The 20,268-nt window shown below is 38.9% G+C and carries 15 protein-coding genes; 10 read left to right on the top strand and 5 right to left on the bottom strand.

Annotated features, from left to right (window positions below; all coding sequences use genetic code 11):
* Positions 1-734 precede the first annotated feature (734 nt).
* Complete coding sequence (locus H6H03_RS00290) at positions 735-2,735, top strand: AAA-like domain-containing protein (RefSeq protein ID WP_190953089.1); 2,001 nt, start codon at positions 735-737, stop codon at positions 2,733-2,735.
* Positions 2,736-2,889: 154 nt separating this feature from the next.
* On the opposite strand, the gene H6H03_RS00285 is transcribed toward H6H03_RS00290, so the two are convergent.
* A complete protein-coding gene (locus H6H03_RS00285) occupies positions 2,890-3,909 on the bottom strand; it encodes an Npun_R2821/Npun_R2822 family protein (RefSeq protein WP_190953088.1) in 1,020 nt (339 codons plus the stop codon).
* A gap of 270 nt (positions 3,910-4,179) precedes the next feature.
* Here H6H03_RS00285 and H6H03_RS00280 point away from each other — a divergent pair, with 270 nt between their 5' ends.
* A complete protein-coding gene (locus H6H03_RS00280) occupies positions 4,180-5,394 on the top strand; it encodes a glycosyltransferase family 4 protein (RefSeq protein WP_190953087.1) in 1,215 nt (404 codons plus the stop codon).
* 265 nt (positions 5,395-5,659) lie between these two features.
* Here H6H03_RS00280 and H6H03_RS00275 read toward each other — a convergent pair whose 3' ends face one another.
* The 3 genes from H6H03_RS00275 to H6H03_RS00265 form a co-directional block, all read right to left on the bottom strand.
* Positions 5,660-5,941, bottom strand: a complete 282-nt coding sequence (locus H6H03_RS00275) for a hypothetical protein (RefSeq protein WP_190953086.1) — start codon at positions 5,939-5,941, stop codon at positions 5,660-5,662.
* Entirely contained in the window at positions 5,922-6,167 is a 246-nt protein-coding gene (locus tag H6H03_RS00270) for a hypothetical protein (RefSeq protein ID WP_073643120.1), read from the bottom strand. Before H6H03_RS00270 ends, H6H03_RS00275 begins: the two co-directional genes overlap by 20 nt.
* A gap of 261 nt (positions 6,168-6,428) precedes the next feature.
* On the bottom strand, positions 6,429-7,874 hold the full coding sequence (locus H6H03_RS00265; RefSeq protein WP_190953085.1) for a deoxyribodipyrimidine photo-lyase, 8-HDF type: 1,446 nt from the start codon (positions 7,872-7,874) through the stop codon (positions 6,429-6,431).
* Between the two features lie 106 nt (positions 7,875-7,980).
* On the opposite strand from H6H03_RS00265, the gene H6H03_RS00260 reads away from it, so the two are divergent.
* The 7 genes from H6H03_RS00260 to H6H03_RS00230 all read left to right on the top strand — a co-directional run bounded on the left by H6H03_RS00260 (position 7,981) and on the right by H6H03_RS00230 (position 13,877).
* Complete coding sequence (locus H6H03_RS00260; RefSeq protein WP_190953084.1) at positions 7,981-8,262, top strand: hypothetical protein; 282 nt, start codon at positions 7,981-7,983, stop codon at positions 8,260-8,262.
* An 87-nt stretch (positions 8,263-8,349) separates the two neighbouring features.
* Positions 8,350-8,904 carry an acireductone dioxygenase gene (locus tag H6H03_RS00255; protein WP_190953083.1) on the top strand — a complete coding sequence of 185 codons (555 nt, stop codon included), beginning with the start codon at positions 8,350-8,352 and terminating at the stop codon, positions 8,902-8,904.
* Positions 8,905-9,159: 255 nt separating this feature from the next.
* Entirely contained in the window at positions 9,160-10,779 is a 1,620-nt protein-coding gene (locus H6H03_RS00250; protein ID WP_190953082.1) for a cyclic peptide export ABC transporter, read from the top strand.
* 272 nt (positions 10,780-11,051) lie between these two features.
* Positions 11,052-11,786: a class I SAM-dependent methyltransferase gene (locus tag H6H03_RS00245; RefSeq protein WP_190953081.1), complete on the top strand. Its 735-nt coding sequence runs from the start codon at positions 11,052-11,054 to the stop codon at positions 11,784-11,786.
* Positions 11,787-11,954: 168 nt separating this feature from the next.
* On the top strand, positions 11,955-12,191 hold the full coding sequence (locus tag H6H03_RS00240) for a DUF6737 family protein (protein ID WP_190953080.1): 237 nt from the start codon (positions 11,955-11,957) through the stop codon (positions 12,189-12,191).
* 507 nt (positions 12,192-12,698) lie between these two features.
* Positions 12,699-13,718 carry a sensor domain-containing diguanylate cyclase gene (locus H6H03_RS00235; protein WP_190953079.1) on the top strand — a complete coding sequence of 340 codons (1,020 nt, stop codon included), beginning with the start codon at positions 12,699-12,701 and terminating at the stop codon, positions 13,716-13,718.
* A 6-nt stretch (positions 13,719-13,724) separates the two neighbouring features.
* Complete coding sequence (locus H6H03_RS00230; RefSeq protein ID WP_190953078.1) at positions 13,725-13,877, top strand: hypothetical protein; 153 nt, start codon at positions 13,725-13,727, stop codon at positions 13,875-13,877.
* 100 nt (positions 13,878-13,977) lie between these two features.
* On the opposite strand, the gene H6H03_RS00225 is transcribed toward H6H03_RS00230, so the two are convergent.
* On the bottom strand, positions 13,978-17,124 hold the full coding sequence (locus H6H03_RS00225; protein ID WP_190953077.1) for a plasmid replication protein, CyRepA1 family: 3,147 nt from the start codon (positions 17,122-17,124) through the stop codon (positions 13,978-13,980).
* 712 nt (positions 17,125-17,836) lie between these two features.
* Here H6H03_RS00225 and H6H03_RS00220 point away from each other — a divergent pair.
* Positions 17,837-20,236, top strand: coding sequence for a tetratricopeptide repeat protein (locus H6H03_RS00220; protein WP_190953076.1), 2,400 nt, complete (start codon positions 17,837-17,839; stop codon positions 20,234-20,236).
* Positions 20,237-20,268: the final 32 nt, after the last annotated feature.

Below are 20,268 nucleotides of genomic sequence, written 5' to 3'. Positions count from 1 at the left end.
TACGTAAGAAATGCAGTAATATTATATATAACCGTAACCGTATATTATTTTTGGGTATTAAGACTCATTATGCATAGCCACTATGACGATGAAGAAGATATGCTGTGCTTATCCCTACGATGTCTTAGTACCCTGACAATCTAGTTATGGACAATACGGTTTTGTTAACAAATCGTTAATTGAGTTGATTAGACTGTAACTTAGATCTCAGATTATCAGCCCAGATCGTTAATTTTGATGTAATTTAGCAAAAACTAAACGGACAAATCTCACCTTTGTTACGATCGCCTGACCTATTTTTGAAAAAAACAGCTAATTTGTCTGCATCTACATTCTAAAATATGTCTCAAAAAAGTAGATAAAATCACATAAAATTGAAAAAATAAGAAAAATTTGTCAAAAAATTTTATGATTAAATCACATCAAAAATCTGAGTATACCAAAAATTATCCAGACTGATAGCAATCTTAAATCATTCGTGAAAAAGCTCTTGCCTATTGCCCGTTGCCTATACTTCGACTTCTCTACGAGACGCTACGCGTAGCTTGCTTCCCCGCAGGGGTACGCTCAGTACAAGTTGCCTGCCTTCACAACTAATTTGACAACTCATTTAGGAATGATATATTTGTATCTTTTTGGAAATAGCTAGCTCTTACACACACTCAACAAGCTACATGCACTTGCTAAGAATAATCCTGTGAGACAATTTTATGCTTAATTAGAGTCAATCAGTAATGACAATAGATGAAGTAGTACTCTTATTAAAAGCCAGTCAAGCTACCGGTTTAACAACACTCCAAGAAATTGTATTACGTTCTGCCTGGGAAGGAAAAACCTACACAAACGTAGCAGTTGAAAGCAATTATCCTGAGGATCGCGTCAGGAAAGTTGCTGCTGATTTATGGCAAATTCTGAGTGATTTTTACAAAGAATCAATAAACCAATCCAATTTCCGCGAGACTCTAGAAAATCATCGTCTTGGCAAAGCACATCAGCAGTTACTTAGGGAATTTAACCAAGCTGCCACAGCCATATCCTTGGAATTTCCTAGTGGCCCTGTATCTCTAAATTCCAGATTCTACATTTGTCGCCCGCCAATTGAGGAACTCGCTTACGCAGAAATAGCTCAACCGGGGAGCGTCATCTGCATCAAAGCACCTAAGAAAATGGGGAAAAGCTCTTTAGTTTTGCGGTTGCTTGCACGCGCTAAAAAGCAAAACTTCCGCACCGTGAGTTTAGATTTTCAGCAAGCAGACAAAACAGTATTGGCCAATTTGGAGAAATTTTTGCGTTGGTTTTGTGCCAATGTGAGTCGGGAATTACAGCTAGAACCAAAACTTAATGATTATTGGGATGAAGAAATGGGTAGCAAAGTCAGCTGCTCTATCTATTTCCAAAATTATTTGTTGTCTGCGTTGGAAACTCCTCTAGTTTTAGTTTTGAATGAAGCTGATTGGGTGTTTGATTCTCAGGAAATTGCCCCAGAGTTGTTATCATTAGTGCGTTCTTGGCACGAACAAGCTAAAGCAGTTGAAATTTGGCAAAAACTCCGCTTGGTTCTGGTTTATTCCACGGAAATTATTGTTCCTATAAAACTGACTCAATCACCATTTAATATTGGTTTGCCCATTAAGTTGCCTTTGTTTACAAAAGAACAAGTGCAAGATTTAGCACAGCGTCACGGTTTAGATTGGACAGATGGTAAAGAGGCTGATAATTTAATGGCAATGCTGGGGGGACATCCTTACTTGGTACGATTGGCTTTATATCATCTTGTAGGTAAAGGAGGATTACAAGGCAATTTAAAACAGCTATTGCAACAAGCACCTACAGAGTCAGGAATTTATCACGAGCATTTAAGACAATATATATTAGCACTACAAAATGACCCAGATTTAGCAGCTGCTTTTTATCGAGTAATTAACGCTAAAAATTATGTGAAATTAGAACCAGCATTGGCATATAAATTACAGGGTATGGGGCTAATTAATTTAGAAGGCGATCGCTGTACTCCCACATGTGAATTATATCGTTTATATTTTTGCGAATATTTAAAAATAAATGAAAGTTGTAACAATAATCATGTTGAACGTTTGCAACTAGAAAATCAACAATTATTTGTCTTTTCTAGCTTGGATGAACTAACTCAATTAGTAAATCGCCGCTATTTTCAAACTTCCCTACAAATTGAATGGCAGAACTCTGTTAGTCAACGCACCCCGATATCACTAATTTTATGCGATATTGACTATTTTAAAATTTATAATAAAACTTACGGCGTTGCCGCAGGAGATAGGTGTTTACAAGAAATCGCTAATACTATCTGTAACTGCGTAAAATGCTTGCTGGGTAATAGTAGTTTCTCATTTTCTAGGAAAATTGCGAATCCTCCTACTAATTCTTCTGCAACTTTCCCTAAAGGAGATTTCAGAGATGAAAACAGCGAGGTAATAGTGGCTCGTTATGGTGGTGAAGAATTTGTGATTCTTGCAAAAATAGATGTTGCTGCTGCAATGTACATCGCCGAATATATTCGAGAGGAAATAAAAGCTTTGGCAATTCAGTGTAAGTATCCTAGTATTGGTGGTTTGCCTGCTCCTGTTTTGACTGTAAGTTTAGGCGTAGCTAGTATTATTCCCGCAGTTGAAACTGAGCCTGCTAATTTAGTTAATGCTGCGGAAAAAGCACTTGATCGCGCCAAAAGACAAGGACGCGATCGCGTTGTTTTAGGTTAAGTTTTTATCATTAAGAGCGATCGCTTGCTTATTTAGGCTTTAAAGTAAAGCGATCGCCATTACAAAAACATCATAATCTAATCTTAAATCGCGATCAAAGTTTTGTTGGGTAACGCTTATATTCAACCTAACCTGCTATCTTCTGAATTCTTCCTTAAGAAATCATTCTCTGAAGTTTCTTCCGCGATTTTTTCAAAAACCGATTCATTTGTGACATCACACTAGGAGCTTTCAATTCTTTTGGTTTTCGTTCTGGCTCTTTGAGAAATCGATAATATAAAAATTCATCTCTATAATCGATATTCACATCTTCTCCTTGGCATAATCGGGTAAAGTCAATAGAAGAATAGCTCATGTAGTGAATGCGATGAATTGGTTTTAAACCATCTTGATTATAAAGAACATTATTAATATTAACGAATCGGTCTGCATTAGCACAGTTACCTGTTCTATCTTGAGGATTGGGGCTGAGGGTAAAGTTAAATATTCGGGGATCGCCGTATAAAGTTATATAAACGAATATGCCAGAACTAGACCACCAAGAACCTGGACGAATCCATTCAAATTCACGTTCTTCAATCCATTTTTGTTTAATTATATCTAAATCTTCGCCACCAAAAAGCAACCGCTTAGAACCAAAAAAACTATCACAATGAATTTTTGCACGCAATTGGGTTTCTGTTAGCTGGGTTACTTTTTCCAGTACTTCCAGATTTAATTGTGTTTTTTCTCTAGGTTTAGCATGTTCCCAATCGTTAAATATTAAATCGTAATTATCGAGTTTTTCAAAAACATCATCTATTGGTTTCATGGCTAAACTATCAGCATCATAAAACACAAATCTCTCAAAATCACCATTAAAAGAAGCAAACTTTCGGTGTACAAAGCCTTTGTACCATCCGGGACGATTCAATTTGGAATCATTTGCTCTTGGATGAGCATCCCAAAGCTCATTAATGAAATTATCCCAGCGGTGAATTGCTTCCCAATCTTCAAAAAGTGTGACATTTTTTCTAGATTTGATTTCCTGTTTAACCAGGTCTAATTGCTGGTTATAGGGAATCACGCAAACAGGAATATTTTCTCCAACATTTACCTCAATGCTGTTTAGCAAAGCAACTAATTGGTCGTATACAGTATCATTGGCAAGCGTATAAATACCAAATGATTTCATTTTACTAAATCCTACTTAACTTTTAGACTAGTTTGTTCGCTCAGCACTTTGTCAGTGACAGTTACATACTGACTTATACTTGACTGTAAAAACAACAGATGAGTTTGAACTATACAGTAAATTTACTATTACTGCCTGTTAATCAGTAACTAGCTTTTTGTTTGCTTTAATTTATGAAAATTTTACAAATCATATATTAAGGGATACTTATGATGACATACAAGCATGAATCAGTCATGGTGTATGTATCACATTTGATGCATTACTTGTATGAACATCTTAATGGTATCTTGCACCTTTCCCTACCCGCCCACAAGGGGAGGAACTCAAGTCAGGACATTTTATTTACTTAAGTACTTAGCTCAAAATCATAATGTTACCTTAGTTACCCAACGCGAACGCGGCGTTACTGATGCGGAATTAGCAGGATTACGTGATTGTGTCGATCATTTGGTAGTTTTCGATCGCCCGCAAGAAGCTGCAACTACAGCTAAAATGTTAAAAAAAATACAGCGTTTTAGTAAATTTTTATTACACGGTACGCCGCCAAGCGTACTCAACCACTATTCAGTGGAGATGCAGACCTGGATTAATAACTGGGTAGAAGCAGGGAAATGTGATGCGATGACCTGCGAGCATAGCGTCAATGAAATTTATGTGCAGCCACATTTTCAAAAACAGCTAAAAACTATAGTTAATGTTCATAGTTCTGTTTATGCTACTTGTCGCAAACAACTAGCGATTGGTATTTCTCAAAACACAATTAGAGACAAAATCAATCTGCCACTTTTGCGCCGTTACGAACAAAATTACTGTGCTAAATTTTCGGAAATTGTTGTGACAACAGAAGAAGATAAACTGCAAATAGAAGAATTTAACCCCAATAGTAAAATTACAGTTATCCCCAACGGCGTAGATTTAGTTTCTTTTCCCTATCGTACAAGCGATCCAGGGGGACATCATTTAATTTTTATTGGTGCAATGGATTATTTAGCGAATGTTGATGCTGTCTGCTTTTTCAGCAATCAAGTATTACCAGAAATCCAGAAAAAATATCCTGATACAACTTTCGATATTGTCGGTTCTCACCCGGCGCCAGAAGTTTTAGCACTTGGTAAAAGACCAGGAATTAATGTTACTGGTCGCGTACCTTCAATGGTAGAATATTTACACAAAGCAACCATCTGCGTTGTACCCATGCGGACTGGATTTGGCATTAAAAATAAGACCCTAGAAGCAATGGCAGCTGGTGTACCAGTAGTAGGAAGCGATCGCGGTTTAGAAGGATTAGCTGTAGACGGTGCTAGCGAACCATTACGTGCATTACGAGCCAATCAGCCTACCGAGTACGTCAGTGCAATTAGTAAATTATTCGACAATCCACAATTGCGATCGCAACTGTCCCAAAATGCCAGACAACTAGTAGAAGCAGAATTCACTTGGGATATTGCTGGCAAGAGGTATGAACAAATTTGTCTTGCCTAATTCCTAATTGTTTTGAATTGTGAATTATTAAAACAAATGTATATAGAGACGCTGTAATACAACGTCTCTATATAAACCATTGGTGATGCAAATTATCTTATCTAAACCGTTATTGGGTTTTAGTTATACCAAATTTAAATCAGGATTGTAATAGATGGAGTTACCAAAAATCCGCTGACTGAGTAACTCATTTTCTAGAAGATGCACGCCCGAACACAATCAAAAATTTCAAATCCAAAATGGTATTACTTTGTGAAAAGACGACTCAATTATTTTCAAAATTAGTCGCAGCTTTGAACACAAGTAATTTTTTATGCTTACGCTTATTCTTATTCTTGAGCATAGCCAAATAATTATCAACATAGCGAAAAGCAGATGCACAATCGTAAGCAGCGATCGCTATAGCTTGCAAGAAAACCTTTGAGGGAATTTCAAACCCTAAAAATTTTTCTGTTAAAATCAATAAATCTCGATCTGTGGCAGGAAAAGTAATTTCTTGTGCCTCTTCTGAATCATTAAAGATATCTTCAATTAATGCTTTGGACATTTTGTACCTCCCCAAAAGCATAAGACGCAAAGCCAGTGATGAAATTGAGCTGCTGATCGCGAGTCCGTAAGTTATCTGGGAGTTCAGTACCAGGACATCCTATTTCCCGCAAAATTTCTAAACAATAAGCACCGAGTTTGGTATATGGAGCTTGCTCCAATTCTTGAGCTACCTCCAGAGCCATCTTTAAATTGACCTGGATAACCGTCGTTACAGGGCTGGTCATAAATAAACCCTAATCAACTGGATGCTCTCAGTTTTGATCGGAAAGACAAATTAAGTAACGGTGTTTTTGCGGAATTTATTAACAAGGCAAATTAAAGTATCAGGGCATTTGCGGTCAAGCATCCAAAACAGAAGACTCCAATCTTGGTAAAGTCAGGTTCTCAGTGGATTATACGATAATATAATGTCCGCTGAATTGCCCATAATCGGTACTTGTGCGGCTACTGTGAACGCCTTAAGGCTTTGGCGTTCATAACTTCAGTTACTGAGGACTACTGACGGTTTTTTGTTGTTGATAACGCTGTTTAAACTGCTGTTGTTGTCTTTTATGATCTACAATTGGTTCCGGATAGCCAGCAGCATGGCGTTCTAAAGGTGGAATTTTACCAGTAACTAAATATTCTGTATCCACAGACCGCAATTCTCTCACCCATTGGCGAATATATTCCCCATCTGGATCGAATTTTTGCGCTTGACTGGCTGGGTTAAAAATTCGGACGGGTTTTGGGTCCATCCCACTAGAAGCACTCCATTGCCAACCGCCATTATTAGCAGATAAATCACCGTCAATCAGTTTCTGCATGAAGTATTTTTCTCCCAGTTGGGGATTAATTAGTAAATCTTTGGTGAGAAAACTAGCGACAATCATCCGACAACGGTTGTGCATCCAACCGCTTTCATTCAACTGGCGCATTGCTGCATCCACAATGGGGTAGCCAGTTCTACCTTCGCACCAAGCTTGGAAATGTTCTTCGTTAGTTTCCCAAGGAAAATTTTTGAAGGTATCGCGGAAAGCACCATCAGCCAATTCCGGAAAGTTATACATTGCATGTTGATAAAACTCGCGCCAGGCTAGTTCCTGTTGCCATGTGCGGATAGCGACTGTTGCTTCCTCGCTACGACTATTTTCTTGTGCTTGCGTTGTGGCTTGCCAAACAGTGCGAATGCCAATTACACCAAATTTTAAAGCTGCACTCAGTTGCGATGTTCCATCAACTGCGGGAAAATTGCGCTGTTCTTGGTATTCAGTAATGGCTTTAGTGCTAAATTCCTCTAGCCGTTCTTGCGCCGCCGCTTCTCCTGGTGAAAGAATTAATCCTCCATCCCAAATAAATCCTAAGTCTTTTGCAGAAGGTAATGCTATCGCTCCTGCTTGTTTTGCAATTTCCCGTTCAGTTTCCGTTAACCCCTCGGCATTTTGCAGAGTTTCTACTGGTTCACTCTTAGGTTTGTTAATCCAATTTTTCCAAAAGGGAGTATAAACCGTATAAGGTTGATTACTGCCCGACCGTATTTCTTCTGGAGAATGGAGAATTTGATCCCAGTTTTGGGTAAGAAACTGAATACTTTTTTCTTTAAGGGCATTTATAATAGTGCGATCGCGTTCTTGGGAATAAGGTTCTACATCCCAATTCCAAAATACAGCTTTCGCTGATAACGCCTCAGCTAAAGCTGGTATCTTTTGCACAGGGTTGCCATGAAGTATTAACAACTCGCTGCCAACTTCAGCATATCGCTGTTGTAATTTCTCCAAACAGCCAATCATATAAGTTACCCTCACCGGGGCAACATCATCTCGTTCCAGAATCAGCGGATCGAGGCAAAACACACCCACCACTTTCGGACTCTGCCGCCGTGCCGCAGCCAGTCCCGTATTATCACAAATGCGTAAATCCCGACGATGCCAAAACAGAATTAAGTCAGACATTCTATACTCAAGATAGTTCACCCGTACTAGCTTAGATGTTAATGGCACCAAACAGCATCATTCTATTGATAAATTTATTCTGTGAATTGGGCATTGGGCATTGGGCATGGGGCAAGCAGGAGGTGTGGGAGGTGTGGGAGGTGTGGGGGGTGTGGGAGGTGTGGGAGGTGTGGGAGGTGTGGGAGGTGTGGGAGGTGTGGGAGGTGTGGGAGGATGGGGAAGCATTAATTCTCTTTCTTCCCTCACTTCCCCCACTCCCCTCTCTCCCGACTCTCCCCACACTCCCCTCTCTTCCCACACTCCCCACACTCCCCTCTCTTCCCACACTCCCCACACTCCCCACACTCCCCTCTCTCCCCACATTCCCCACCTCCCGATCTCCCCATAGCCATTCCCCGGTTTGTCAATCGGCAATAGTGGTTTTTGAGTAAAAAGTTGAGTATACTTTTGTTAATAGTTAATTAGTCTTTTTATCATGGCTAACCTCCTACTTGATGACGGCACAATTGAGAGCGATTTAGGCGAAATAGTTCGTGAACTTGCCCCTCTTGGTATTCAACTAAGACACTACGACCCAGGAACATCGCTCCTTTTCCCAAATCTGGTAGACCAAGAGGTTTTAACAGAGTCTGAAAGACTTTATATTCTAGAACTCCATAACAGCGTCTTTGAATTTATCCAGCAAGAAAATGAGGCTCTCTGGTCTGACTTGCTGAATCTCCATCCAGGTTCCCCTAATCTTCACCAGTTGATAGCAACATACGGCCGTTACCACACTCACAATGCTGCTGAACCCCTCTACGTGTTGGCAGGAGAAATGATCTATGGCTTCGTGCGGCCTGATGGTAGCCAAGTACAGCTTTTAATTCAGGCACAAGACTATCTCTACATCAAAGCAGGTGTTGAGCATTGGTGCAGCCCAAATGGATCGTTGAATTTCAAAGCAGTACGCTATTTTGCAAATGCAGAAGGATGGGTTCCTAAGTATACAGGTACTCAAATGAGTGATTCCTTGAATAAACCGCGTTAAAATCATTAATTTTTTCAGAAGGCAGAAGGCAGAAGGCAGGAGGCAGAAGGCAGGAGGCAACCAACCTTTAAAAGAGTGAGAAAGTATAGGCACAAAAAGCTAAAATAAAATGCCCAACTGTGGTTATGAGCTAGAAGTTAAGAAGTTAAACTGGCAAATTTAGCAGATCCAACTCAGAGAGACGAAAGGTATTCTGAGTTCATTTCCCCCACTAAACTATAGTGGGGGTTTTAAAATGTTCCACAGGTTACTAGAGTGAATTTGATTTACTTTCTTTTACGTTCTGCTTGGGGTATGGTAGCGATCGCGATCGTTACTGGATTCTTAAGTGGCGGTAGTAGTGCTGGCTTGATTGCTTTGATTAGCCGTGCTGCTAGTAGCGGTAGTGCTTCCCGGATTACATCTATAGCTTGGGGTTTTGCGGGGCTGGCCATAGTTGCATTGATTACCAGTATTATTTCCCAAGTGATGCTGATTCGCCTTTCTCAGAATGCAGTTTTAAAGTTGCGAATGCATTTGAGTCGGCGAATTCTTGGTTCTGAGTTGAGCCATTTAGAAGATTTGGGTAACCCGCGATTATTAGCAACTTTAACTGAGGATATTCAAGCAGTTGCTAATGCTGTTTATCAGATGCCTTTTTTGTTTATTAATTTAGCGATTGTTGTGGGTTGCATTGCATATATCACCTGGCTTTCTTGGTTAGTACTGGTGATGGTTTGTGCTATTTCCATAGTAGCGATCGCTAGTTGCCAGTGGCTATTAACTGAGGGTAGAAAATTTCTAGCCCTGGCTCGTGATGATGAAGACCGACTGTTTAAGCATTTTCGCACCATTACCGAAGGAGTCAAAGAACTCAAGCTTAATTATCAGCGGCGTCAAGTTTTTTTAGAAGAAAAGCTACAAGCAACTGCTAATGAATTTCGCCATCATAATGTTAAGGGTTTAACTCTTTTTGCTACAACTTCTAGCTGGGGTCAACTTGTTTTCTTTTTTGCCATCGGTTTTGTCTTGTTTGTGCTGCCTAATTTACTGGCTCTTGATGCCACAACTCTCTCTGGGTACATTTTGACTTTCACTTACTTGGTGTTACCAATGGATAACATCATCAGCAAACTTCCTTTATTAAGTAAAGCCGGTATTGCTTTACAAAAGATAGATTCATTGGGCTTGTCTTTAGCTACTCGTTCTGAAGTATCAACTATTCCACCTGCTATTAAAACTTCGTGGCAGAGTTTAAAATTCCAAAATATTACACACACTTATTACACAAATCAAGAAGACAATAGCTTTATCTTCGGCCCGATTGACCTAACATTACATCGTCAGGAATTAGTCTTCATTGTCGGCGGTAATGGTAGCGGTAAATCTACTTTAGCGAAACTAATTACTGGACTTTATATTCCAGCTAGCGGCGAGATTTGGTTTGATAACGAGTTAATTAATCAAGAAAATCGCGAATGGTATCGGCAGCATTTTTCTGTGGTGTTTTCCGATTTTTATTTATTCGATGAACTTTTAGGATTAAAAAATTCCAATTTAGATAATCAAGCTACAAAATATATCAAACAACTGCAATTAGACCATAAAGTAAAAGTTGAAAATGGACAACTTTCTACCACTGCTCTTTCCCAAGGACAACGCAAACGCCTAGCTTTACTCACAGCATACTTGGAAGATAGATCAATTTATCTATTCGATGAATGGGCAGCGGATCAAGATCCAATATTCAAAGAAATATTTTATACTCAACTATTACCAGAACTGCGATCGCGTGGTAAAACAGTCTTGGTAATTAGCCATGATGATCGCTATTTTCATTTAGCAGACAGAATTATCAAACTTGATTATGGACAAATAGAGTATGACAAAACTTGACACCCTACTGCTTTAGGGAATTGGTAGCTAAAAATAGTGTTAGCATCATGTAAAACAGCACTCTTAAAGTACCTTTGGCAACCTGTATAAGGATGAATTTATAATCTAACTTCCAACAGATTTTTAAAATTAACAACAGCAAATATTCTGGTAATGGAAAACTAGTTACTCGTTGCTTTTCCCAATAAACCTATCAAACTAAATACTTGTTTAATTAAGGGTTTTGATAGCTTAGGAAAATCAAAGTAACCTTGTAATCAAAGGTTTTGATAATGACTAATTTGATTCCTGAACGCAAAACATCTGAAGAAGAACGTTTTGAAGATGACTACTATTCTTACTTCCAAGCACCAGAAAATTTTACACGTTATACACCTACATCTAGTTTTCTAGATAAAATTTTTGAAGAAAAGCCCTTCTCTTTATTGGATTTAGGTTGCGGTAATGGCGCTTTATGCAAATATTTACCTGTCCGATGCGACTATTTGGGAGTAGATCACAGTGAATTAGCTATTGAAGAATGTTTAAAGCTTTACCCCAATAGAAACTTTGTCGCCAAAGATTTATCACTTTTCTTATCTCAATTAGTTGAAAAAAAACAAAAATTTGATGCCGTCGTATTAGCAGGTTTGCTATTTCATAGCGTTGACAAGGAAACCGAAGAAAAAAAAGACGATGTAGAAATTATTCAATTTTGCTTGGATAAAATACTAAACGACAAAGGATATTTAGCGATCGTTGTACCTTTTGCTTATGGAAATCATCCATCTCACAACCTATTTGTTCGAGCAAAATGGCTGCAAAATTCAGTAGAAAAAATGCTAGAAATTAGCAAAGCAAAAATTGTTCACGAAAATATATCCTTACAAATAGGCTTAGATGAAAGAGTTCGCCAGCAGAAGGTAATTCCTGATTGGTTTATTTCTGACAGTAATGCTGATTATTCCAGCGCATTTGATGGAACATATATGGCAACTTGGACATTTATTGCCTGCCCCAGTACGTAAGCTACGGAACAAAAAAAAGCACTATAGCAATCCTAAATCATTCGTGAAAAAATCTATTGCCCATTGCCCATTCCCTGCCTCCACAACTAATTTCACAACTAATTTAGGAATGCTATATAACGTTTAAACTTGTTCAAGGAACATTTGCACATTTGCCAAATAAAATTAATGTCTGAGCAAAAATCCCTCAATCCCTGGAACTACAAACCTTGGTGGTGTCAACCCTGGTCTATACTCCTTACAGGTGTGACACTGATTGTTGGTAGCTGGTTATTATTTAAAACTATCTGGCTAACAGTTCTTGTTTCTATCCCTGTAGGAGCTTGGATGGGATTTTTTATATTAATTTGGCCGCAACTAATTATTCGCAGTGGAATTTTAGAGTCCTATAAGACTGATATTTGATTTTTGAAATACATGTAGTAGCGTGCCACTTGAAGGTTTTGGTGCGTTAGGCTTTATCCTAACGCACCCTAAAAATTTTTTTGGAGCATTTTAGTCTTACCACGCCACTACAATAATTTCCCCGAACTTTTATCAGGGTCTAGGCGAGTTTATAGTATTAAAAATATCAAGCTTTGACGAAGAAATTTTACAATTTCATAAGTTTTGATAATTTTTAGCCAATATTGATCGTTTTCAACCTGGCTTTGGGCACAAGACTTTGTAAGCATTTACATACCCAGGGAATTTGCAGCTCAAAGCTAGAGTGAAATGAACAACACAGCAGACCGAAGGCATGAAGAACATAATAATGCAATAGAATATCTCTGTACAAGATTCAACCGAATTTTAATTTCCGTTGCAGAGATGTTTTTATCGTGCAGGTTTGACCTTCGAGAGACAATCCTGCCATTATTGCAAAACTTCCAGCCTAGCGGACTTTGTTGCCTAAAGTTGAGACGCTCATCTGTGAAAACCCGACCTGCTCTTTTACCTGAAAATGAAGCAGAAAGGCTCAAAGCATTAGAGGATTACAATATTCTCGATACCCTGCCGGAACAAGGATTTGATGACCTGACTGCTCTTGCTGCCTATATTTGTAAGACTCCAATTGCTTTAATTAGCTTAATTGATAGCGATCGCCAATGGATTAAATCTAAAGTGGGGCTAAAAGTGAGGGAAATACCCAGAGACTGGGCTTTTTGCTCCCATACGATTCTGCAACCACAGAAGATATTAGTAGTTAGCAACACCATCAAAGACGATCGCTTTGCAAACAATCCCTTAGTTAAAAATAATCCCAAAATTCGTTTTTATGCTGGTATACCGCTAGTTACATCCAATGGATTTGCCATCGGGACATTGTGTGTCATCGATATGATTCCGCGTCAATTAAATGACCGACAATTAGACGCGCTGCACCGCCTCAGCCGTCAAGCGATCGCCCAGATGGAACTCATCCAGGAAATTCACAACCGCAAACAAGCAGAGATCGAAGGAAGACAGCTATCGCTAACCGATGAACTAACAGGATTGCATAATCGGCGTGGCTTCTTCCTACTAGCTGAACAACAACTGAAAATCGCTCACCGGATGAAACTTCTATGCTGGGTAATCTTCATTGATTTAGACGGACTAAAACAGATTAACGACACCCTTGGCCACGATGTCGGAGATGCGTTGATTATTGATGCTGGCCGATTACTTAAGCAAAGTTTTCGCAAGTCCGATATTGTTGCTCGTTTAGGTGGAGATGAGTTCATTGTTTTCATTTCCAGCTATTTCAAAGATGCAGAAAACATCCAAACACATTTGCAAACAAACATTGCCAATTTCAATCAACAGCAAAACCGTAGCTATGAAATTTCCATGAGTATGGGAATACAGCGTTACTCACCAGAAACCAATATGTCACTAGAACAACTCATCGCCAAATCTGACGAGTTAATGTATGCTCACAAACGTCTCAAGCGGCAGTCTGTTTTGTAAAGGGGCATGGGGCATTGGGCATGGGGCATGGGGCATTGGGCATTGGGCATTGGGCATTGGGTATGGGTTATTAATTCTGGCGTTGCTGAATCAGAATATGAAATGCCAAAATTACCTTTCCTTTTCTTTGTACCTTTGCGCCTTTGCGACTTTGCGTGAGACAAATTCATATTTTCAATCAGCAACGCCTTAATTCTTATCCCTCACTCCCCATCTCGCCATCTTCCCATCTCCTCAGTCCCCAGTCCCCAGTCCCTTTTCATATCTTTGACAATCTCTGGTCTAACTTTTCAAGCTTGGTTTCGATAATTTCAACCTTCCATGCTGATGAATAATTAGCCACCCTATAGCCACCACTCTTAATATGAGTCAACATCAATTCATCTCGTTGATGCCAAACTGCAAATATTTTTTGCCTACCATCATTTAGGGTTGCTGGATCGATTTGATAAACTTCATTTACTTGCTTCAGCTTCAAACCTAACAAATTTAACAATCGGCTGAGTATTTTAATTCCCCGAAGTTGTTCTTTCTCTCCAAGTAAACTAATACCCAGCACTCTTTTAATGTGCTTGCTATGCTGAAAAGCAACATTTTTCAGCAATATTAAATCATCATTATTTTCTGTAAATTCTCTCCCTTCTTCCAAGAATTGCAGCATTCCTAACGCTCTCATGGCCTCCACTTTGAGAGTGTAAGTCTTTAAATCTGGGAGAAAAACTTTCCCTTCACCCCAAGATAATTGCTGATGCCATTCTTGCTGATCTCTAATGTGAAAATATTCGCTTTCATGAGTCAGATAATAGTGGATTAATAATTGACCATAATATCCGCGATCGTCCTGCAATTTTAGACTAGGAGTAACTTCTATTCCATATTTTTGCCTGAGAAGATATTTGTTAAGTTTATTGCGTTCTTCATCAGTCAAAGAATGTTTAACTAATAGTTGTTCGTATTCTACATAATCAATATTTTTTGCATTAGCTACAGCTATTGCCACTGCTAATTGATTTTGTTGTTTAATTTCTTTGATTTTGCGTTTAATGTCTTTAGCTTTTTGACGACTTTGTGCCCAATCTTTTTGGACTTTGACGATTTCTAAAATTAACCTTTTGCGTGTTTCTAAATCATTGCGATCGCTCGCCAAAAAAGCAAGGCGTAAATCTCGAATAATATTATTGTGAACAGCATTACTCCGCAGTTGAATCATATGCCCATCAGCAATTAAACCATCTTGCATGGATTGACGATATAGGCGAATTGATGCATTTACCCTTGCCGATAATTTTGCCCAAGTTCGTAGATGAATCGGGTCATGAACTAAAGGTAAATCCACGTCTATTTTATGTAAAGGACTGAGCAAAGCTAAATTTTCTTTTTGATTTTCCTGATACCAATCAGATAGCAACCGATAATTTGTACTACCACTACCAATTAAACCAATACCTCGCTTAGCGCACCAGACAACACGCGGCACATCATCCCGCACCCTTGCTAATGCTTGTCGCGCTTCTGAGTCAGGAATTACCCCTTGAAAAATGCCATAAACTCGGTCGAAATGTTGAACATCAATACTAATTCCCGTACCAAGACTAGGGGTAACAAAAACGCCGTCATATTCAGATATTTTTTGATTAATAGCTGCAATAAAATCAACTGCTGCGTGGCCAGGTGTATTTGTAGTGTGACTACTAACTACTAAAGTTTGGGGAAACTGTCGTCTTAATTTTTGTAATCGCTCTTTCAAATAACGTTCAATGGTTTCACAACTATAACGCCCAGCACGACTATCGGTAGTAACATAGCATTTTCGTCCGGCAAGTAAGTCTAATTCTAATTGATGAATTAACGGCGTTGGATTTGGTGAATCATAAAACGTCACATCCCAACCTTGTTGAGGTTTCCATTCGTTAATAACTACCCAAGGTGTTAATTTAATTCCTGATAATCCCTGTAAGTATTCAAGCGAAACGTCTGACAAATCGGCATCTTGGGCAATTATTAACCCCCCAGTTGTTAGAACTGTAGCAATTAGCTCTTGGAAGATTTTTAATATTTTTACACGTTTATGCTTACAAGTATTACTGTTTAGTAAATGCCACAAAGATTGTTCGACTTCATCCAAAATTACTATCGCCCCATGCCAATCTTCAGGGTTCAATTTCCAAATCGAATCAATGCATAAACCAAAAGATTTGGGTATGGGGTATGGGGCATTGGGCATTGGGCATGGGGCATGGGTAAGATGAAATTCTCTCCCCATCTCTCCATTCCCCACTCCCCATTGAATCCCAATTTTTTCACACAAAAATCGTCCTAATAAGATTCTATGAGTAATTAATAAAACAGGTCGATCGATCTTTTTAGCTTGCCGAACAACGCTTTGCAGTGCTGTAGTTTTACCTGTTCCTTTTGCTGATTTAACTCCTACTAATCCAGATGTAGGAAAAGGTATTTCACCTATATAAGGACGGTTAAAAGTTAGCGCAGCAGGAATGTTTAATTCGGTGTGGGGTTTGGTTTGGGCAAGATAAATTTCTAAATCAAGACTTTGGCGATAAAGTTTATCGAAGTTAGTTGCACCTTTGGCAACAATAAAATCATCAACACCTTTTTCCCTTCCCGGAAGTTCGATGACTTTAACAGGACAATTTTTTTGCTGGAATAAACAACCAAGTTGGGAAATGGCATTATTAATAGCAGCAATTTTCTTAGGTTGAGTTTCAAAATCAAAGCAAATATAAAACCGACGCTTTGTCGTTGCAAACATCGCTAAGTCGGGTATCAATTGACGACGGGTAACTTTACCAAACTCATCTTTGACGACGCGATAACCACTGGTAATTCCAGGAACGCCAATAGCTACATATCCTTGTGTCAACAGCGTTGCTGCTTTCTTCACACCCTCGCAGATAATGACGGAAATATTCTTTTCCATCACCCATTGCCAAAAACCCCTAGCTTCGCCATCAGGGTTAATGGTGATATCATCAGGCATGGCTAAATTGTAACGCTCTGCAACTTGCTGCCAGATTTGCAATGTTACCCGCAAACAAAACACCCGCGTTGGCGTGCTGGGGGGATGTTCGTATTTGATGGATTTGCCTTTGTTATTTTGTCGCGGTTGGTTTGGCTTAAAGCACCCCCATTCCATCATTTGCCAATTATTCAAGGGGTCTAGTCCAGAACACCACCAACCACCTTCAGTGATATGAGCATAACGTTGCAACCAACTACTTTTTACCATTCCAGTATTGGTGCGCGGAAGTAACTCAGAAATCAACAAATACTCATAAGCAGCTACATCTTGGAGCGACTGAAAATTAAGTTGCACTAAGTGTAAGTCTATACCACTACTCTTGACTAATTCTTCAAGGTGTTGGGGGTCTAAATAGTGCAGATGCATATCAAAAGGCGCTAAGGCAAGACGATGAGATTAAAACATTAACATGCATCTCTTAGTTTATTGTAAGCAAGATTGCGAATATTTAATGATGCTTTTTTAACTGCGTTTTGGGAGATACATCGGTTAAGACTTTAATGGGTTATCCTGCCTAGTAGATCCCCGAAGTAATAATTTTGTATTGTGATATTTGTTTGCTAAAAATTTTCATTTATCAGTACATTTTTCCGTTAAGGAATGCGATCGCCATCAGCCACAAGGTATAGTAGGGAACAGGCAATAGGCTTGAAACTCTGTTGGTGTTGGAGTTTTAAGAGCGGTTTATGTCCTCAACTATGCTTCAACTGTTATAAAATCTTGCTTTGGCAGTATTCCTACAGGCATAAATAAATGTTAAGAATTAAAGATATCTTCCGGAAATTAGGGTTGGGAAAGTTTATTTTTTATTCATGAGTTGAATTTCCTTAGATAAATAAAGAGATCTACTAGAACAAGGCAAAAGTCAAAAGTAAAATGAAGAAATCCTGAATACTACAAGCTTTTAACGCCTTGGAAATGGTCAATTTATTTTTGCGTTGACGTATTAGTGAGCTTGATTTTTGACTCTCCACTCATTGGAGAGACAGTTAGTTGACAAAAACTGTGGTTTATTTTTGTCTGACGTTAAATCCGAATTAACCTAGAAAAAGGCAATATATTTGTAAACGGTCAGATTATGTGGAAATCAAAGTTAATATTTAAATTGATCCTGTCGGTTGCGGCGATCGCAACTAGCGTCCAGCTAAGTTACAGTAGTGATTCTGCTGTTGCTGAAAGTGCATCTTCTAATCTGACCGTCGAATCTGGACAACAAAATGACACTTTGGAAATTCCAAAGTTAGCTCTTACAGGCATTGGTATAGGAGTCATAACAGGCTTAATTATTTCTGCTTTTTGGTATCAGAAATATCGTCAGCGCCAACTGCACTCCACTACGAAAATAGACCGCTTTCGCGAAGAATTTGGTTGCGGGTCTTTAGCAGATTATTACTTATCTAAATCAAGAAATTCTCCAAAAAGCTTAACAACACCAAATCAAGAAAAAATACCCGCTTATCCTACTTTTAGCGAAAGTTTAGGAAATCCTAACTCTAGTTCTGAAACAGATAATCTAGCCGCAGAACCTACCCCAGACACAATACCTAATTCCTTATCTGATAGCTATTACAAATTAATAGAAGAAATTGTTACTACCACCCTTAAAGGTCAAGTCCGCGCTAAAGAATATATATATCGTCAATTAATAGAAAATGTTGGCGCTGGTAATGGTGAAATATTTGAACGCTGTTTGAGCGATCGCTTAAATTCTACCCAATCTGAACTACATAAGGTGAGAATTTCCCCAGACTTGTTTCAAAGAGAAACTCCTGAGTTGAAAAAGGCTCGCTTAAATCGTACCTTGAAAGCATTACAAAGTATTGAAAGCGAATGGGAAAGAGTCCAAAAAGAAAAACGCAATCGAGCCGCAGTTACCGCAGCTGTGCAACAAATTCTCACAGCCTCAGAAGCTTATCGGTTTTCAGTTTTGTTACAAATTATCGATCCCAACCAAAACGAAGTTTTTAACCAAAGTCAATTACAACAACTAGCCCAAGAATTAAAAGAAGCGGTATCTGCTGATGAAGATTTTCAGCTAAAACAAGAAATAGAACAACTAGCGATCGCCATTGCTAGTGGTGTAGAATCTTATCAACAATTAGAAGCTTCTCTTGTCAGTTGGATTTACGAACCAACGAAAACTTCATTAGAATTAACACAGTCCCAAAAAAAACAAGAACCTTGGGCTTCATGGGCAGAAACAGTCAACAGTCCATTAACACAAATATTATTTTCGGCATTAGCTGAAGGCATATCTGCAACAGAAGTAGTTGTTTGCCAGCCTTATATCAACATCAAAGACTGGGTGGAGTTAACAATAATTGTCCAAAGAATGCAGCAAAGTTTGGTAACTTGGTTTGAAAGACAACCCTATGATTCTAAATGGGGTACCTCTGCGTCCATTGCCACTTTTTTGAGTTTTGCTGTAGTTTGGTGTGAGTTATCTCATGGTTTTCGTGTCGCTACCAATATCGATCGCACCAAACGCGAAGAATTAGCGAAAGCCTGTTTTCAAATCGTTTTACAAATTCTCAGAACTTTTGCCCATCGCCAATACTTTCCCCTTTACGGCGGAGTATTTGCCTTTTTTGGGAGAGATGCGTTGCAAGATGCCATTGATTACTTAGATACACCACTCAAAGAAGTGGAAGGTACTCAAGAAAAAGCCAGGATACTAACGCTGTTGGGTTATTCTCAATTTATTTTAGGTAAATATCCACAAGCCAACTCATTCCACCAACAAGCTTTAGAAATTGCCCGCCAAGCGGGGGATCAGCCTTGTGAAATTGCCAATCTTAACCACAGTAGCCGTGTTTGCGTTGCTCAAAAAGATTATTCTCAGGCAATTAATTATAGCCAGAGGGCATTAATTTTAGCTCGTCAAGCAGGCGATCGCTTTGGAGAAGCCCACGCCTTGGCGACTTTAGGCTATGGCGAAGTGTTTGCGGCGCAGCAGACAGAACGCATAGAACCAGATATTTATCAACAATCAATAGAATATTTGCGCCGAGGTTTGGAATTGTCAGAAAAATTGCGTGATTCAGCATTTGGTGTTAACTTGGCTGCACACCAAACTCAAGCCCTTTGTTATATAAGTCTTGGTATTGCCCACGTCGCCTTAGAAAAACCCCAAGCTGCCATAGAATACTTAGAAAAAGGTACTGAGGCGGTACAATTTTCTGGTGACAAATATCTCCAAGGGTTAAACTTTTTGTATTTAGCGGAAAGTCACTACAACTTGAATCATCTAGAAACAGCAGTATACAATAGCTGCTTAGGGATGTATTTATTAGAACAAATTACTGCGACGGAATGGCGACAAGCCGCTGGTTTACTGACAATTTTACAAAGTAAATTAGGAAATGAAGCTGTAGAGCAAGTAATAGTAAATTCTCGAACTAATATCATCAAATTTATTGGTGTCGATGGCTACGATACCTTGTGGAAATTGCTCGAAGAATACAAGCGATCGCACTAATAACATTTTGAATTGTTTTTCCAGATGTAGCG

The organism is Nostoc paludosum FACHB-159 (assembly GCF_014698835.1).
GTDB classification, from domain to species: domain Bacteria; phylum Cyanobacteriota; class Cyanobacteriia; order Cyanobacteriales; family Nostocaceae; genus Nostoc; species Nostoc paludosum.
Note: the sequence above shows the minus strand (reverse complement) of the source record. Positions and strands in the feature narration are given on the sequence as shown.

Bases quoted from the DNA above. Each gene is read 5' to 3' on its own strand.
- H6H03_RS00290 (WP_190953089.1), top strand. From the start codon at position 735: ATGACAATAGATGAAGTAGTACTCTTATTAAAAGCCAGTCAAGCTACC.
- H6H03_RS00285 (WP_190953088.1), bottom strand. From the start codon at position 3,909: ATGAAATCATTTGGTATTTATACGCTTGCCAATGATACTGTATACGAC.
- H6H03_RS00280 (WP_190953087.1), top strand. From the start codon at position 4,180: ATGAACATCTTAATGGTATCTTGCACCTTTCCCTACCCGCCCACAAGG.
- H6H03_RS00275 (WP_190953086.1), bottom strand. From the start codon at position 5,941: ATGTCCAAAGCATTAATTGAAGATATCTTTAATGATTCAGAAGAGGCA.
- H6H03_RS00270 (WP_073643120.1), bottom strand. From the start codon at position 6,167: ATGACCAGCCCTGTAACGACGGTTATCCAGGTCAATTTAAAGATGGCT.
- H6H03_RS00265 (WP_190953085.1), bottom strand. From the start codon at position 7,874: ATGTCTGACTTAATTCTGTTTTGGCATCGTCGGGATTTACGCATTTGT.
- H6H03_RS00260 (WP_190953084.1), top strand. From the start codon at position 7,981: ATGGGGCAAGCAGGAGGTGTGGGAGGTGTGGGAGGTGTGGGGGGTGTG.
- H6H03_RS00255 (WP_190953083.1), top strand. From the start codon at position 8,350: ATGGCTAACCTCCTACTTGATGACGGCACAATTGAGAGCGATTTAGGC.
- H6H03_RS00245 (WP_190953081.1), top strand. From the start codon at position 11,052: ATGACTAATTTGATTCCTGAACGCAAAACATCTGAAGAAGAACGTTTT.
- H6H03_RS00240 (WP_190953080.1), top strand. From the start codon at position 11,955: ATGTCTGAGCAAAAATCCCTCAATCCCTGGAACTACAAACCTTGGTGG.
- H6H03_RS00230 (WP_190953078.1), top strand. From the start codon at position 13,725: ATGGGGCATTGGGCATGGGGCATGGGGCATTGGGCATTGGGCATTGGG.
- H6H03_RS00225 (WP_190953077.1), bottom strand. From the start codon at position 17,124: ATGCATCTGCACTATTTAGACCCCCAACACCTTGAAGAATTAGTCAAG.
- H6H03_RS00220 (WP_190953076.1), top strand. From the start codon at position 17,837: ATGTGGAAATCAAAGTTAATATTTAAATTGATCCTGTCGGTTGCGGCG.